Genomic DNA, 15,726 nt, shown 5'->3' on the forward strand with positions numbered 1-15,726 from the left:
TGAATTATCTATGAGAGCTAGACGAATAGAAAACCTTGAAGCATTACAGCTAAAGGCCTCAGAAATAGCACAAATAACCGTTAAAGAGTTGGAAGCACGACACTATTTAGTTTGGTGGTTGAGCTCATATGACCGAAACATGAAACGTGGCTATAACAATGAAACCATTTGTTTAAGCACCTATCAGGTGAATGAGTTTTGTTTTTCATATGCAATCACAAGCGAAGTTGAAAAGTTTTATTTACTAATACAACCCGAAAATTGGTTTTTAAATGATTTAGCTTTCGAGTCTGCTTCTATAGATGAAAAAGGCTTAGTTTTAAATTTAGCTGAAGTAAATGATCAGTTATTCAAGCTGTATATATCGCGAATGCAAATCAGATTTAATCTTGATGAAATTCATGCTGAACGTTTAACACACGCAAAGAAATATGCAAAAGAACTGGTCTTTATTCAATACAACCCACAGAAAAATCAGGTCATGAATGTAGGTGTTTCTATCAATTTAGAAAACAACACAATCAATCGAAAATCATCAAATCAAACGGCAAAAAATAAGCGTTTGAAAGGGGCATTCTAATGAAGAAATCAAACTATTTTAAGGTAATTGGTGCAGTAGCAGTTTCAACAGTTGTTTCACTTGCTTATGCTGGCTTTACTGAAATTAATAGTTCTGGAGACATTGTTTCTAAAGACAGTGCAAATGCTTTACGCACCAGTTTTTCAACACCAAATCAAAATATACCAGCGCCATTACGCACATATTCACTATGGGATAAGATCTCAGAGACAACCAAATATAATGGCACAGTAGAACCGAAGCCAACACCTGTTGCAATTGCGAGTACATCTTCACAAGCACAAAATATTCAAAGCAAAAGCAATATTAATGTGGCTAACATAGAGAGCCAACAGGAAATCAAAAGATTACAGGCAGCACTAAAAGAGAAAGAAACTGAGAATAACAAGCTCAAATATTCAAACCTTGACATGCAAGTGCAAGTAGTTGAACTAAAAAGCGATATAAACGAACTGAAGCAACAAGTTAACTTTTTAGCAAGCCAGATGCAAATTGTTGAAAGCGATGTGCTTGTAATGAAAAACAAAAAACCAAGTTCTTTTCTAGCACGAAATTAAGCAATGGTTGTGAAGAAAATTACTCAAAAACCTACCAGTGAACAGCAACGAGCAATTGATAAAGCAACACGACTAAAAACCAGTTTTAAATTGATTGCTTTTGCTGGTACTGGTAAGACTACGACATTGATCCACTGTAGTAGTGCTTTGCAACAACTAGGTAAGCTTGGACTATATCTATCATTTAATAAAAAGATGGCAGATGAAGCTAATCAAAAATTCGCTGAATATGGATTGAATTCAGTCACATGTTCTACATTCCATTCCCTAGCTTACAGAAATATACCCGGTTGGCTGAAAAATAAGATTAACAAGCCTACGTTACTTCCTAAAGATATTGTTCAAAAGTTTAAACTTGAAAACATTCGATTTCAGTACAACGGGAAAAACCGACAACTCACCGATCTAACATTAGCGCTGATTATCCTGAATACATTACGTTATTTTTGTATGACAGTGGATCAGACTGTTACCAATGATCATGCTTACATAGCATTAAAAGAACAAACATCAATTAAGCGCAATGACGTTCTTGAAGATAAAATCACTTCAATTGCGAAAATGATCTGGAATGATGTAGTTGATCCAAACGGTGATTATGGTATTACACACGATTACTATCTCAAGTGGTGGGTACTGCAAAAACCACAACTTGATTTTGATTACGTGATGGTAGATGAAAGCCAAGATAGTGACCAATTAATACTAGATGTACTCAAACGTCAAAAAGCAAAAGTTATTTTTGTTGGAGATCCATACCAAAGCATTTATGGCTTTAGGGGTGCGAAAGATATTTTACAGAACCTAGATCTTGAAGCATTGTACTTAGAGCAGTCGTTTCGGTTTGGTAATGCAGTTGCAGATATAGCTAATCTACTTCTCAATAAACTTTTTGGTGAAACCCGACAGTTAAAAGGTTTACCAAGTAAAACGTCAAAAGTTACCACTTTCAGTACATCAAGTTATGCACCATCTTCATTGAACGCGATTATTTGTAGAACAAATGCTACGGCTTTTGAATACTTTTTTAAGTTTCATAGCTACCTTAATGGCGAAAAGAAAATACGTCTTGAGGTTGATGGAAAGCGCAGTAAAGATATTTTCAGTGGTATTTTTCAACTGAGAGCAAATAAACGGCCAACGTGTAAAGAGCTTCAAAACTTTTCTTCCTACCAAGAGCTTGTGGACCATATACAAGTGTTTGGAGAAGTGGAGGGGGCAACTACAGAATTAAAAACCTTTCTGGATCTAACAAACCAATACTCATGGCAAGTGATTGAGTGGGCGTTAGAAAATAGTATGGCTGATGATGAAACTGACCCAAAAAATACTTTGGTCATTAGCACATCACACAAGAGTAAAGGTTTAGAGTGGGATAATGTCCTAATCGCAAAAGGGTTTAACTATAAAATTCTCGATAAAAAGCTAATGATTTCTGCAGATGAAAAACGGCTGTTGTATGTGACCGTAACACGAGCCAAAAACATATTATTTACAGATGGCATTAATGATTTATTGGAACACTTAAATTCAAAAAATATGGAGATTTCAAATGCCTAATCAAGTTGAAGTTCTGCAAAATAGAGTGTTTCAGGCATGTCACAATGCTAGTTATATTCGCGGAGAGTTTCATCACGAACCGTATATCATGGAGCTAGTTAAGAAAAAGGGCTCACAGGTCGCAGATATAATCACACCACTTCTTGAAATGTTTCATCTAATTGAAAAGGAAACAAAGTCAAACTTTAGTTTCACGGAAGATTTTAATTTCAAGCAACGCCATTTTGAACCAGGTGTTTATCTCAAAACTAAAGAGATATTAAATGGTGTAGAAACGTTCGATGGCCTGGCTATCGTTGATATTCCTTCAGGATCTTTTAGAAGCATTGTCATAGATTCAGGCGGTGGAATTGCTTCAAGTAAACATACAATTGAGCAGTTTAAGGAATTAAAGGGGAGATATTTAATTCCATTTTATTTTGATGGAATATATGTGCACCCTCACTGTTATACATATTTTTTCATCGAAAATGATATTAAGAGGGTGATGCCCCTTGAGGCTTATGATTCAAGCAAAGTAGGAAATGAGCAAAACATGGGCTTGCATTGGGTAGAAGAAGCAATTGAATACGGTAATCTTCACTTTGGGTTTGAAGTTGAAACACCAGATACCGAAACAATTATAGAAAAAGTCTAAAACCAAACGACAAAAAAGGGCATCTTATAGATGTCCTTTTTATGTTTTGAAATTAATAAGAAAGGTCGATTGCCACTTGTGCTAAAGATGTAAAAGCAGAGGATTCACACATATAAGATTGACGAATAAAAAACGATGGATTGTATGAACTCACCATAGTTTGACTATCACAGTTTTGGCTAAATTTAATATGTTGTATATTGATTGCTTGCCAAGCTGCAGCATTCTTTTGACTTTCCGCACGAACGTCTTTGATGAAACGTGTTAATGATTGGTTGTACGGTGTATTGCACTTAAGTTCTGGTGAACCGTACTCAGAATCACGCGCTTCATTATAATTAAATACGCATTTTTGATACTCGGCTTGTACCTTGTTATAAGCTTGAATAGCTTCAGCTTTGGTCTTATAACCAGCGTTGGCAGATGACGTAATAATGGTAGCAGCACATATCAAAGCTAAACTTAAAAACTTTTTCATAATCTGATCCTTTATTACTTCATTAATGCCGGAATAAACATTGCCCAACCTAATTTGTTGGTCGCTTTACATTGCATGCTTAGTGTTTTGTACTTTGCAGTCTGGCCAGCGTATAACTGATCGCAGTTAGCAATTAACTGAGTAAAGTTTCGATTGTGATCAGCTAGAACACGCGGAGCTTCTTCATTATTAATATATTTAGAAGCAAGGCTACCAAGCTGACTTGCGCGGTTATAAACATTTGTATAGCAATTTAGGTGTTTTGCATCAAATGGATCGTTAGAAACCGCAGCACATTTAACGTTTACTAAGCGCAGTTTTTCAAGTTCAGCACGAATAGAGTCTGAGCTAGTATTAGCACTAGCATTAAAAGATGCACATGCTAAAAGGCTAAAACCCAATAAAGACAAAAATCTGTTTTTCATAATATTTCCTTTAATTGCTCTATTAAGGGTATTCAGAATAGTAAGGACATAAACGCATAACAATACCTTCAAATGTAACGGCTTCAGCTAAAGTCACAACACCATCTCGAGGGTTTCTATCGAGGTTTCTGTTCGCATTATATTCACGACTAGGGCTTTTATATGGTCCACCTAAAACTAGAGCATAAAACCCAGCTATTGTTTTATTATTATAGTCGCTTTTACGTTGTCGTGCTTTTACTGCAAGATATAAATCTAATAATTCGACTTGTTGTTGAGCACTCAGTGTAGTGATTTGCTTAGGGTTTGATTTAATTGAAGCTGGTATTCCTCTCGCTGTTAAATCTGAAGCATTAATATCTGTTATACCAATTTTAGTCCATTGACTTAAACCATATGCACCAGCGTTGTTGTCAATTTTAAGATTAAAACCGGCAGATTCAAAACCAAGAATAGCTGCAACGTCATTAGGGTTATAACCATGTTTTAAAGAAACACGTTTAATACCATCTTTAACCGCACCAAAAGCACCTGGTATACCCCAACCACATTTACGATCTGGAGTACCTTGTCCACCTTTTAAGATTTGTGCATCTGAATAAACTTGCCCGTTTCCACCTTCCTCAAAAAGCTGTTTCATTTCAACTACTGCTACTTCAGGAATAACAGTTGGTTGTTCAGCTTTCGTATAAAGTTCATCTACACGGCCAGAATAGCGTTGAGTTTCTGACGCTGTATAAGCTGCCAAAAGAGCCTCTAAGCGTTCATTTTGTTTATGGATCTCTTTAGTCAAATAGTTTTGTGCATTGATAATGTTTAGCTTTTCAATCAAAAGCCCCATCATCGACATAGTTGCTAATTCATTAAACCATTTAGAGTTGCCATAACGTCCAGTACCAATGTTTTCAATTAATTCTGCTGGCGTAGAATTAAGTGCACCAATATCAAAACCCACATCATCAGCCGTACCACCAAAAATAGTTCTAGGCGGTGCATATTGAGCAACATCATTTGCATAAATGGTACCGCTTGCAGCTGCTTCAGGTGAGATAGTACCGTCAGCAATCATTTGAGCGACTTGCACTTGTGCAGATCCATAAGCATCCATCGAAACATCGCCACTAAATGCAAGTGCTGGAAGCTTTTTGCCTTGTTTTACTGCAATGCCATCTACCGATGAAGAAACGGGGAGGGTGATTCCTGTTGATGATGAATATAAGGCATTCCATTGAGTCCTAATGGTGTTACCCAAGTACGGTGTGTATTTGTTTTCTAATGCTTGTCCTTGTGGCGAGACACTAATCACAACGTCCTGAGGTAAATATGGCGTAGGATCTGTTAACTTATATTCAGAACTACCCACATATGGCGCAGATCCTTTAACGCGTTGCTGAAGTGCAATGGATGGATTTTTAAAAACTTGATCTAAGTTTTTATTCAGCCAAACATCTAGCCCACGTTTTGCCTTTACACCATATTCAATGTGCAAATGCACGGCACATGAACCACAGCCTTTATTTGACATGTGTGCGATGTTTTGACCAGCTTGAATACGTTGACCAGGGTAAGCGTTAAATTTTTTTTGATACGATGGATCAGTATGGCGATACATGATTCGATCGCCAGTATCCATCTGCATAATTAGTGGGTTAGTGGTTGATTGGTTGCTTGAACCAGATGAACGTGTGTCATAAGAGACAATAGAACCTGAACCAATTGCTTTAAGTGTAAGGTCATTAGGATTCGCACGACTAATATCAATACCGTTATGACTACCAGCAGCGCCCCCTCGCAAACGAAATTCACCAAAACGACCAGCACTACGGCGCCCATCATTCGGCATGATCGAATATTTATGGAAAATCATTTTTTGAGCGTTGTTAGGAACTTTTGCCGTATTAGCGTTTGTAGCGGTTACGTTTTCAGAAATAGGATCGGCGTTAGCGGTATAAATAAAAGCCGAGCAAGTCACTAAAATTGCGACTTTAATGCCACAGCTCAAGGGCTTTAATTGAAATGAGGGTCTAAATTTCATAAGTGAATCGCCAGGCTTAAAGGAAGTTCTTAAAATAAATTAACTTCTTATTAAATGTCCCTAATATCTAAGTGGACGGATTAAGTATATACGATTAAATACGTATTTTATACTTTAAAAAAAGTTTTTAGGTTTTGTTTTAAGATAGTATATACATATAGCGTTAATCTTATTGATAGGTTTAAGAATAAGGTTACATGGTTTTAATATTTTAATTTAATAAAAGTAGTGAGGTATCTAAATATGTTAAATCACGCACACGTTTTAAGCGCTACTTTCGACCAAGCGATTGACCGCGCTTCAATGGGATTAGACTTTTTAATCCAAAACAAAGTACACCAGAAGAATGAAAATGCCTTGTTAGCTCACATTGAAATGCTAGAAAACAAAATCAAAGGTATTACAAATCAGTATAACGAATTGGTTGCTGAAGCGAACGCACACATTGATGACGTTACAAGCAAGCACAATGAGCTGGCGAACAAGTACAACAATGTTTGCGCCCAAATGAAAGCAAAAGACATCGAGCTTAATAACAAGCAAATTGAGTTAGAAAAAGAGCGTATAAACAACTTTGACTTACTTGTGCAAAACCGTTCATATAACAATTTGAACCGTGCTTACAGTCATGCAGTTGGTCAGCTAGAGAAAGATCAACAGCAACTTGTTAATATCGGCGTTCGTAGATTTATTTTTAACTCTACAAGCAAAAACAACATTCAGAAAATTAACTTTTAATTATGAATATTTTGATAAAAAAAATGGTGCTTTTTGAGCACCATTTTTTATTGTCTAGATTTTAAGGTTTACCTTTAAACTTAGACAGAGTTGAGCTTAAACCTGAACGCACACGATTAGTCATAGAGCTACGGCCAGAAATATTAGATTTCTTGGTTGCACTAGAACTAGCACCAAAACGTGCATTAGGAGTCGAACCAGTACCATACGTATACCCAGTACTACTTGCAACATTCACACTACCGAAAGTAGAACCAGTCTTAAATGCTGATGCTTTAGCTACACCACGATTAAACGTAGAAGCTGTTTTTCCGTAAGCATTTGCACCATATAGACCACCACCAGTAGTAGGCGTATTATTTGTACCACTTACACTTGTAGCACCCATACCGAATGTAGATTGACCTTGGCTTGGGCTAGGTGATGTTGGTTTAGCACCAAGACCAGTTGTACCACCCGTACCACCACTGACACCACTTGGAGTAATACCACCTGTACCACCAGTTGCAGCGCCAAAAGAAGCGGATCTAGCTGGCATATTTACAGGGCTATATGCAGTCGTACTACCAGTACCGCCTAATGTATTACCACCTGTACCACCATTGCCACCACCACCACCTTTCGGATTGTTTGGACCACCCTTACCACCATCAGGACGTCTACCAGGCGGTAAAGGACGGCGAGATGCTGGAGATGGACCAGACAACGTACTTGCAGCGCCACCAAACTTTTGTATAGCTTCTTTTGAGTTTGTTTCACCCCACTGACCGCCATTCAATCCAGAACCAATCCATTGTTGTACTTGGTCAGCAACACTAAATACCAACCCGTAAATCAGGTAGATCGCTGAAGTCATCAAGAATAGATATAAGAAGAACTTCCAGATAAACGTAATCAGCTCAGTAAAGATAACTGTAAACGTATTAGATGAATAAGCGATGCTCATTGCACCTTGGTAGCTAAAGAACATATCAGTAAGCGTAACGAGAGCTGGCCCGATAATAATTTCAGCCATCCAGAAACCAACAATGATAAATATTGGTCGCATGAACAACGTTAATACCGTGACATAACCTTGTGTTTGGCTACCGACAAAAGTACGCTCAGGGATCATGTGCATTAGCGCCCATAAAGGCAAACCACACACAGCGTATAGGATATGGATGATCCAACCCACACAAGCTAGACCAAAGAAGATCATTGGCATATATGGAATAACAACCGCCATCCACACACCAAGAATCGTCAAATATGTTACTAGCTGACCAAGGATAGGAGCAAAGATATTTTCAACGGCATATTCTAAAGCGTTGGTGCCTTCTTCAGTTACGCCCTTAAGCCCTGGTACCCATTGAACAAGTGCAGAACCAGAACGAGCAGTAAGCACGACTAATTTCATGCCGACAACAGTACCTTGAGCCACAGCTTTATAGACTAAGATTGCTTCACCAGTATCTTGAATATTACGGATAACATTCGTATTGCGGTGCAATGTAGTAGGGCTGATATTTGAGCTAGACGAATTATTATTTAATAATTCCGCATCGCCTTTTTCACCGACCAATATACCCATTACCAATGATTTAGTAATGTTTGTTGCCCAAGCAGAACCATACGCCGAAAACTTTTGATCGATGTTGGATACTTTGTTTGAGTCACCACCATCGGTAGACATTGATATTAAGTTGGTAGAGTCGGCAATATCGCCGTTTGCCACCCAATTATTGTTGGATGTAAGGCTACCAACAGCATTATCCATTGCAACATAAACGGTGTTATAAATTGCTTCACCTTTTGAGTTGCTCATGATTGCTGAATTCAGTGTAGGAGGGGTGAACGTCCACAAAGGTTCAGTAATATACTTCTCAACAATAGCGCGATATTGACCTACTTTAATACGAGCTTCAGGCGTCATCATCCAACCGCGCTGATTTAGCGTATTAACAACAGTTTGAACCGCAGTATAGCCATTTTCAGAAGTCAGAACATTATTCGTTACGGTATGACTCTTATTCACATAATTATCAACTAGCGCATTAAAGGCATCCATTCCAGCTTTACTAATAGGGAATGTGCCTTCTTGCTCAGTAGCATTAGCATTTACTTGATACGCGATATACCATTTTTCCATATCGATAAAAAATTCACGATATAGATTGTACTTTTGTTGCTGTAACTTTGCTTGTACATTTGCCAAAGCAACGTTGATCTTGTTTTGATCTTGCTGGCGTAATTTATAAACAGGGATATCCATCAATTCACTATTAACCGCAGCTGGATTAACAACGTTCATTGATGCACCGCCACAAATTGGCTCTTTTCTACCTCCAACTTCTAAACGGCTGTCTGAATATGCATAGTTATAAGTAATAGATGTCCAGTTTGTAGGTGTTTTAGCTGTTTTATCTATGTAGTTCTGCTTTACCTCCACTGCAGTCCTACTAACACCGGGATCAGCATGACCCACGTATGAACCATCATTGTAGAAGCGTCCGAACGCTGGAGGGAGAGCATAGAACTCTTGGTTTAAAACGTTAATGCAATGCAGCTGTCGAAGCATGACTGGCGCATTTTTTCTGAAGCCAAAAATATCACGTTGATGATCGTGCGTATCTGACAAACTAGCCGAAGCCATTAAGGATTCGCCTAATGTTCTATTATTAATTGTATTAGAAACATTATTTGACCAAAGCACCATACCGAGGACAACCACTTGAATGAAACAGTAGCCAGACGCGGTAGGTAAAAGCAAAATAATCGAATATAATATACGGGAAAACATCGTAGTGACTTTAGAATCTTTCCCGAAAGCTTCACCGTCCTGGGCGCTTTTCAAAAGTGCAGTTAAACCAATACCGATCGCAAAAACCAGAACCAAAGACATTGCCACACTAGCTACACCACCTAATAATATATTAGTGAGTAATCCTGATGATGGTACTGTCGAAGCCGGGCCAGACGCATTGATAAACGCATTGATGAAATCGTGTCCAAAGATAGATGAGAGAAGAGTAACGGCTTGGTCGCCATCACAATTCGGATTTGTCGATTGACAAAATAAACTCATAGCTAACTCACCGTTTTTCTTAATGCTTCTTATACATCGCTTACTTAAGACGACTAAAAGCAAAGTGTTATAAATTACAAGTTAGACGTTTAACTAAAAGGCTTAATACCTTTTAACCAAAGAATCATTAAAACCATTTTATTACAAATAACAATGGTTTTTAAATTAGCAATAATGTACCACAAAACTATTATTGGTATATACAGAAAGTTTAAACATGACTTGCTAATTGTTTTAATGATTTAGTTTAAATACAAGAGACTATTATGGATAAAGCAAAGTTTACATCTCACTTAATTTTACTGTCGGAAATTAAGAAATCTGTATCTAAAGATATGGGGAAAGATATAACTGTTTTAGAGTTATCCTACATACTCAACCAAAGCATAAATCCTTTAATGGCAATAACTTATAAAGAAAAACTAGATAAAATAAATACTTTTGAATTAGATCCTATTGAAGTTCTCAAAAAACGGAAGAACCTAAAAATATTAAAAGTATTAAACCTCATGCTTACGTTAAATCTAGACAAAACCATTAAAAAAGACGATATAGAAAGTTACAACGAGTATAAAGACAAGTTTTTAGAGAACATCGCAACAATAGGTTTAGACAGATTAGAGCAAGAAGCGTTAAAGGTACAAATTGAAAATTTATTGAAGTATAATTGGGTATCTTAATACATCTCTTAATTTTAAGATTCTGACTTTAATAAAGGGTTTAAGCCAAATGGAAAACATACAGAACGAAGAAGATATACTTCAAGACGCGACCAGAGCCGTTTTTAATTGTGGCACTAGTTTTAGTGAAGCTAAAGTAGTTTCCCTTACTGACGAGTTTAACCCACAACCTACACTACAAACACAACGAACCAACCTAAAATATATCTACGACAATAAACTACCGAATGAAATTGGTCGTCAATTAGCGCAAGAACCAGAATACCAAGAAGAAACACGTTCATTACTTGTTGGCCACTTTAAAGAAATGGCTCTAGAAGATTTAATTGAGCAGCAAGATTACCAAAACCGCTACAAACAAACAGATCCAGAATTGGACCAAGACAATGAATATGAAAACAATTCGGATAACGAATACACATCACGCCCACCAGAGCCTAGACCTTGGTAAGCCTAACCATTAAAAAGAAAATGCCCGAATGATGGGCATTTTTTATATCTACGTAATATCTAGCTTCAAAAGTTCAGATGGATCTATGCGCTGACGGAATGAACATGCGAGTTCTTTTACAATTTGATTTTGATATTGTTTGCGGTCGAATGTGTCAAAAGCTGAAACCTCAATTTCAGGATCAGTGATTGCATTTAGAAGATCCTTGGTTGCATTGAGTGATGCGGTAGGACAAACATAGATAAGGTTAAGCACTGAAGTACGAAGCAAAATATCTAATAAGTGATATTTGGGCGGTTCCAGTTCCTTATCTACATTAGAAAAGTAGTTCACAAGATAAATGTCATTTGATAAATGCAGATTGATATTGTCAATGAGATCTTTGGTAACACCGTCAAGAATGCCATTCACCTTCAACAAAAGTTCAGTGTTTTCGATGTCTTTAATTTTTTGCGTATCGACACGTTCATTAAATAAGTTGTTTAGATTTCTCAAAAACTTTGGTTGTGGCGCCGTAGTTTCAAAATACATCTGATTTTTGATACGGTCCTTCATGTAAGTTTGGATCATCTTAGCTTCAGAAGAAAGAAACTCAATCTTAAACGTGTCGTATGACACTAGATCAATAAATACTTGCTGGCCAGCACCCGACTTAATATCAAACCAGTTCATAAAAATACTGGCTTTGAGTGATTTCAATTGTTTAAGAATAGCCGTCTTCTCAAAATCATTCATATTGAAGTAGCTACTTGAAAAAGTATCGAGATAAAACTTCCATTTATCTTGCACTATATTCCACGCTTGATTAATAGAAATGATTGGAGCATCTATAATTTCATCTTTGATGGATTTTGACAGCTCATATAATTCATTTAAACGTGCTTGGTAGTTGAAGTCTTGAGTAATCACATTCTTTTCTTGTGTTGTGGACTCAGAATCCTCAAGATCCGCACCAACCAATAAATAAGCATCGGTTACTTTTGGTGTTTCCTTATTTGACGGTGCTGGTACTGGAGCACTAGAATGTTCAGTGGAAAAAGTTTCATCATCTTCCGCTGGCGTATACGGCGGTGTAGTCTCTTCATTAGGAGAACGTGCGTCTGTACGTTCAGCAAAAAAGTAAAACAATTCTTCTTGCGGTGCAACTTTAAACGGCGTCACATTATTATTGATGATTGCTTTTACAATATGGTTTGCCAGTTTTAGCGTGTAGGATAGGGCATGTATATAAAGCTCTAATGTTGCAAAGTCACTGGTATCAACTTCATTAGCACCAAACCAAGATAGGTTACGCAGTTCAAGCCAGCTCGTGAAAGAATCGTGAGAGCTATTAAAACTTAGATCTACGGTCTTGGACAAATAGATAAAAACGCAAAACAAAAACCTATTTTTGTACTCATACTTAAATACATCAGAATCGGTCCAGATCTTATTCTCAATGAGAGCAAGAATGTAATTTAAAAGCTCATGGTGTTTAGTCGAATCGATTAAGTTGTCTGGTAATACTTTTAGTTGATTAAGGTGTGGTTTTACAGGTGCATCATTGGATGGTTTAAGGAAGTGGTAGAACAAGTTAAATGTTTGCGTATCATCTATATCAATTACAGGTTCATAATCATCTTCATCTACGTTATTTAGATCCTGTTGAATATCGACTATTTGCCCGGTGTGACCTTCTGAACGGTCAATCTGGCAGATACTAAAAAGAACAGGCAAAACCCCGACAATATTACGGTTGTCAATTGTTTGATAGTGGGTATCAAAAAATATCGTATCAGCTAAAAACGTACCTTTATGATAGTTGAGAAAGAAGAATAGTACGTTATTTAAAGAACGGTGATTTTCACCATAAGAGGTGTTAGAAGTAGCGTTAAAGTCATCGAAAAAAACTAAATTTGTATCCATCTAAAAATACTTTAAACCACACCCTTAAACTATTACTAACAAGCATATAAGTTTTAAGAGAGGGTTTAAAGTTAATTTTAAATATATTTAATGGAGTTTAAGACATCGGGCTTTGTAAGCGCTCTACATTTGATGAAAGGTCAGAAACATCTTGCTCTAAAGTCATTGCCTGGTCTATCGCACGTTTCATTAAATATTCTTGATTAATTTCTTTAGGCTCTTTACGAGTAGCATTCTTTTGTTCTTCTTCTAATTTGAAACGTTCAAAAGCGAAAATAGAACGAATAATACATAAGCTATCTTCAAGTAGGTCTGAATGCACTTTAGGAAAAATTAGATCAGGATCTAAATCAGATGCGACTTGGTTAAACAGCATAAATTGATCGCGATGTTCGATAAGAAATTCATCATATGTACCGAACTCAGATTCGATCATATCTGGAAAATTTGCGAGAGTTGAGACTTTCGTATCTTGTGATAACAGAATTGAATCACCTGATGGCGCAACTAAAGCATGAATAGGTTGTTCTGCAATAGGAGCCAACAACACTACAGTAAATGGGCGTGTTTGGTTTTTCATGGTTAGTCCTAATTAGTATAAAAAAAGCTTTGGCCAAAAAGTCTATTTTGAAATTTTGGTAGGTTAATGGAATCGAATGGAAGGTCCGTCTCTTTAGTACACTTCTGATTAATTAGATAAATGATATTTTGAAGAAGTGCAATCAATTTAAATGGACTGTTGTATTCATTGAATATGGGTGCAGCGATGCAAAGAGTCTTTTTTCTATCGGTTGATAATGCCCATGGGTTCACCAGGGTAAAGCTCACCTTGGCATTATTATGTTCAATTGGTCGTGCATAAATATCAAGAACATCGGATAAAGTAGATACCTTTAATTCTTTTGAAATGTCAGTAAGAATCTCACTGACTTGAAGCGCTGTTTTATCATGAATATCGCTTATAGTGATGCAAACACCACTATTACTATTCATTAAATTTGCATAAAGAACTTCAATAACCATGGACTCGTCTTTGGATAAATCCTTTAAATTGGCATTGACTAAATCTATGGTCCGATCTGATTTTTGTTCAAGTTTAATTTGAAGCAAAAGCGGTTCATTCTTTTTTGAAACAGGGAGTACTTTATAATCGCTAAGATTGTACTTTAACCGCTTCATTTCAGTAATCAGCGTTTCTTTGGCATTATCAAAAAGCTTCTGATCTCTCTTGGTTAAACCAATAACAAAATTTGTGGACATGAGTATATTCATGATCCACAAAGCAGTAGATAAGGATAAAACACTATCCTTAACAACTTCTGAATCTGAATCAGAAAACCCAGATATTTGCTTGATTTTGTCGGTTATCGAAATCATGTGAACCCTTGTTTAATTCGGCATTTTCATCTGAAACTTTGTCAAAAAGATTAGTTTGATTAAGTACGTCTTGGATATTTTTTTGTGGATCATCACTGAGTAAACATTGGAATAGGGCACTAATTAAAGTAGCAAGTGATGTGCCATAGTCATTGGTACACTTGATTAACTGGCCAGCATCTAAGCAAATTGGTGTTTCATCATCATAAAGCAAGTGTAATTCTGGTGATTCAGCATAAACCAACTTTACATGAGTATCCGTGATGATTAACTCAACTTCTAAGTACTCATTATTTTCAACAAAATATTTAAAGCGCAACATCAATGCATCATCGCCACGTTCTATATATACAATTTGTCGATCGGTCGTATTGGTATGGGTGACGAATCTATTCTCTTTTGTGATCTGATCAATGTAGTTCAAAAAGATGGTTTTGAGTGACGCACTTAAAATACCTTTGGCAGCGAGTTCACTTTTCAAGTAAGGCAGAAAGTTTTCAAGATTTTCATGCAATGGTTTTTGCATTCGATCATCTCCAATGGGATTAATAAAAGGGCATACACATCAAATGTACAGCGACTCAATTATGACTATTTCATTACAACAGTTACTTAAAGGACTGCAGACTGTTTGACTTATAAAACTGATACTTTCGCCACACTTTTAATTCAGAAATATCTAACTTGTTTCTAAATCAATATGGCTTTATCTGATTATAAAGCCATATTGAAAGTTTAAATATTTAAAAATTATTTTTAGTATATACCTAAATCTAAGATTTAAAATGGATCTAACTTTTAACTGGCAAACTTTGTTGCTTTGGTTAAAAGGGTTAAGTCTTCATGGAATTGATTTTTTAAAAACCCATAGTTAAAAACGTAACTAATAAAGGTGAAAAACTCTAATTGGTTCGGTATTTTGTCTTCAAGAATACTGACCTCTAATTGTAATGTTCCTGTTGCACGTTTCTTAGAATGAAACTTAAGACCATCAAATGTTTGACCGTAATAAGTTGATATTTCCAAGAAAACTAAACGGAAAAAATAAGGGAAGATTTGAGAAACAACACGCTCAGGATCATCAATTTGAGTTAAACGTCTACCGTTGTGATATTTAAACTTAATACCATCAGCCATACTTTTTTCTACCAACAGGCGAATATAGGCATGACTACGAGTAATCATGCTTTTAAGTGGCGTTTTTGCTTCATGAATATTTTCGTATTGCATTTAGTT

The 15,726-nt window shown here is 36.4% G+C and carries 16 protein-coding genes; 7 read left to right on the forward strand and 9 right to left on the reverse strand.

Translation table 11 applies throughout. From position 1 onward, the window contains the following. Positions 1-10: 10 nt before the first annotated feature. From JFY49_RS16765 to JFY49_RS16780, 4 genes are read left to right on the forward strand one after another with little or no spacing between them, the layout of a single operon-like run. Positions 11-580: a hypothetical protein gene (locus JFY49_RS16765; RefSeq protein ID WP_005005866.1), complete on the forward strand. Its 570-nt coding sequence runs from the start codon at positions 11-13 to the stop codon at positions 578-580. Then, positions 580-1,137 carry a hypothetical protein gene (locus JFY49_RS16770; protein WP_032055050.1) on the forward strand — a complete coding sequence of 186 codons (558 nt, stop codon included), beginning with the start codon at positions 580-582 and terminating at the stop codon, positions 1,135-1,137. The genes JFY49_RS16765 and JFY49_RS16770 overlap by 1 nt, the downstream gene beginning before the upstream one ends. 3 nt (positions 1,138-1,140) lie before the next feature. Continuing rightward, the gene (locus JFY49_RS16775; RefSeq protein ID WP_032055052.1) at positions 1,141-2,697 is read left to right on the forward strand and encodes a UvrD-helicase domain-containing protein; all 1,557 of its coding nucleotides are present in this window, start codon (positions 1,141-1,143) and stop codon (positions 2,695-2,697) included. Further along, entirely contained in the window at positions 2,690-3,334 is a 645-nt protein-coding gene (locus tag JFY49_RS16780; protein ID WP_180057536.1) for a hypothetical protein, read from the forward strand. The genes JFY49_RS16775 and JFY49_RS16780 overlap by 8 nt, the downstream gene beginning before the upstream one ends. Positions 3,335-3,386: 52 nt before the next feature. Here the strand turns inward: JFY49_RS16780 and JFY49_RS16785 are convergent, their stop codons facing one another. From JFY49_RS16785 to JFY49_RS16795, 3 genes are read right to left on the reverse strand one after another with little or no spacing between them, the layout of a single operon-like run. Then, on the reverse strand, positions 3,387-3,812 hold the full coding sequence (locus JFY49_RS16785) for a hypothetical protein (RefSeq protein WP_005005821.1): 426 nt from the start codon (positions 3,810-3,812) through the stop codon (positions 3,387-3,389). Positions 3,813-3,826: 14 nt separating this feature from the next. Further along, on the reverse strand, positions 3,827-4,237 hold the full coding sequence (locus JFY49_RS16790) for a hypothetical protein (protein WP_180057539.1): 411 nt from the start codon (positions 4,235-4,237) through the stop codon (positions 3,827-3,829). 22 nt (positions 4,238-4,259) lie between these two features. Beyond that, positions 4,260-6,272 (reverse strand): peptidoglycan DD-metalloendopeptidase family protein, encoded by a 2,013-nt coding sequence (locus JFY49_RS16795; protein WP_180057542.1) that lies wholly within the window; start codon positions 6,270-6,272, stop codon positions 4,260-4,262. A 243-nt stretch (positions 6,273-6,515) separates the two neighbouring features. On the opposite strand from JFY49_RS16795, the gene JFY49_RS16800 reads away from it, so the two are divergent. Continuing rightward, positions 6,516-7,010, forward strand: a complete 495-nt coding sequence (locus tag JFY49_RS16800) for a hypothetical protein (protein ID WP_005005817.1) — start codon at positions 6,516-6,518, stop codon at positions 7,008-7,010. 61 nt (positions 7,011-7,071) lie between these two features. Here JFY49_RS16800 and JFY49_RS16805 read toward each other — a convergent pair whose 3' ends face one another. Beyond that, positions 7,072-10,077 carry a DotA/TraY family protein gene (locus JFY49_RS16805; RefSeq protein WP_180057544.1) on the reverse strand — a complete coding sequence of 1,002 codons (3,006 nt, stop codon included), beginning with the start codon at positions 10,075-10,077 and terminating at the stop codon, positions 7,072-7,074. A 266-nt stretch (positions 10,078-10,343) separates the two neighbouring features. On the opposite strand from JFY49_RS16805, the gene JFY49_RS16810 reads away from it, so the two are divergent. Together JFY49_RS16810 and JFY49_RS16815 are read left to right on the forward strand one after the other, a co-directional pair. Then, positions 10,344-10,757 carry a hypothetical protein gene (locus tag JFY49_RS16810; protein ID WP_005028668.1) on the forward strand — a complete coding sequence of 138 codons (414 nt, stop codon included), beginning with the start codon at positions 10,344-10,346 and terminating at the stop codon, positions 10,755-10,757. Between the two features lie 49 nt (positions 10,758-10,806). After that, positions 10,807-11,208 (forward strand): hypothetical protein, encoded by a 402-nt coding sequence (locus JFY49_RS16815; RefSeq protein ID WP_159123819.1) that lies wholly within the window; start codon positions 10,807-10,809, stop codon positions 11,206-11,208. 48 nt (positions 11,209-11,256) lie between these two features. On the opposite strand, the gene JFY49_RS16820 is transcribed toward JFY49_RS16815, so the two are convergent. The 5 genes from JFY49_RS16820 to JFY49_RS16840 form a co-directional block, all read right to left on the reverse strand. Continuing rightward, positions 11,257-13,113 carry a hypothetical protein gene (locus JFY49_RS16820; RefSeq protein WP_159123820.1) on the reverse strand — a complete coding sequence of 619 codons (1,857 nt, stop codon included), beginning with the start codon at positions 13,111-13,113 and terminating at the stop codon, positions 11,257-11,259. Positions 13,114-13,210: 97 nt separating this feature from the next. Continuing rightward, complete coding sequence (locus tag JFY49_RS16825) at positions 13,211-13,693, reverse strand: hypothetical protein (protein WP_159123899.1); 483 nt, start codon at positions 13,691-13,693, stop codon at positions 13,211-13,213. A gap of 8 nt (positions 13,694-13,701) precedes the next feature. After that, the gene (locus JFY49_RS16830; RefSeq protein WP_159123900.1) at positions 13,702-14,490 is read right to left on the reverse strand and encodes a hypothetical protein; all 789 of its coding nucleotides are present in this window, start codon (positions 14,488-14,490) and stop codon (positions 13,702-13,704) included. Beyond that, positions 14,444-15,016, reverse strand: a complete 573-nt coding sequence (locus JFY49_RS16835; RefSeq protein ID WP_180079729.1) for a hypothetical protein — start codon at positions 15,014-15,016, stop codon at positions 14,444-14,446. Before JFY49_RS16835 ends, JFY49_RS16830 begins: the two co-directional genes overlap by 47 nt. A 272-nt stretch (positions 15,017-15,288) precedes the next feature. After that, complete coding sequence (locus tag JFY49_RS16840; RefSeq protein ID WP_005005806.1) at positions 15,289-15,720, reverse strand: hypothetical protein; 432 nt, start codon at positions 15,718-15,720, stop codon at positions 15,289-15,291. Positions 15,721-15,726: the final 6 nt, after the last annotated feature.

The organism is Acinetobacter sp. CS-2 (genome assembly GCF_016599715.1).
Lineage (GTDB): Bacteria > Pseudomonadota > Gammaproteobacteria > Pseudomonadales > Moraxellaceae > Acinetobacter.

Bases quoted from the DNA above. Each gene is read 5' to 3' on its own strand.
- JFY49_RS16835 (WP_180079729.1), bottom strand. From the start codon at position 15,016: ATGCAAAAACCATTGCATGAAAATCTTGAAAACTTTCTGCCTTACTTG.
- JFY49_RS16820 (WP_159123820.1), bottom strand. From the start codon at position 13,113: ATGGATACAAATTTAGTTTTTTTCGATGACTTTAACGCTACTTCTAAC.
- JFY49_RS16830 (WP_159123900.1), bottom strand. From the start codon at position 14,490: ATGATTTCGATAACCGACAAAATCAAGCAAATATCTGGGTTTTCTGAT.
- JFY49_RS16765 (WP_005005866.1), top strand. From the start codon at position 11: ATGAGAGCTAGACGAATAGAAAACCTTGAAGCATTACAGCTAAAGGCC.
- JFY49_RS16815 (WP_159123819.1), top strand. From the start codon at position 10,807: ATGGAAAACATACAGAACGAAGAAGATATACTTCAAGACGCGACCAGA.
- JFY49_RS16790 (WP_180057539.1), bottom strand. From the start codon at position 4,237: ATGAAAAACAGATTTTTGTCTTTATTGGGTTTTAGCCTTTTAGCATGT.
- JFY49_RS16775 (WP_032055052.1), top strand. From the start codon at position 1,141: ATGGTTGTGAAGAAAATTACTCAAAAACCTACCAGTGAACAGCAACGA.
- JFY49_RS16825 (WP_159123899.1), bottom strand. From the start codon at position 13,693: ATGAAAAACCAAACACGCCCATTTACTGTAGTGTTGTTGGCTCCTATT.
- JFY49_RS16810 (WP_005028668.1), top strand. From the start codon at position 10,344: ATGGATAAAGCAAAGTTTACATCTCACTTAATTTTACTGTCGGAAATT.
- JFY49_RS16770 (WP_032055050.1), top strand. From the start codon at position 580: ATGAAGAAATCAAACTATTTTAAGGTAATTGGTGCAGTAGCAGTTTCA.
- JFY49_RS16795 (WP_180057542.1), bottom strand. From the start codon at position 6,272: ATGAAATTTAGACCCTCATTTCAATTAAAGCCCTTGAGCTGTGGCATT.
- JFY49_RS16785 (WP_005005821.1), bottom strand. From the start codon at position 3,812: ATGAAAAAGTTTTTAAGTTTAGCTTTGATATGTGCTGCTACCATTATT.
- JFY49_RS16780 (WP_180057536.1), top strand. From the start codon at position 2,690: ATGCCTAATCAAGTTGAAGTTCTGCAAAATAGAGTGTTTCAGGCATGT.
- JFY49_RS16800 (WP_005005817.1), top strand. From the start codon at position 6,516: ATGTTAAATCACGCACACGTTTTAAGCGCTACTTTCGACCAAGCGATT.
- JFY49_RS16840 (WP_005005806.1), bottom strand. From the start codon at position 15,720: ATGCAATACGAAAATATTCATGAAGCAAAAACGCCACTTAAAAGCATG.
- JFY49_RS16805 (WP_180057544.1), bottom strand. From the start codon at position 10,077: ATGAGTTTATTTTGTCAATCGACAAATCCGAATTGTGATGGCGACCAA.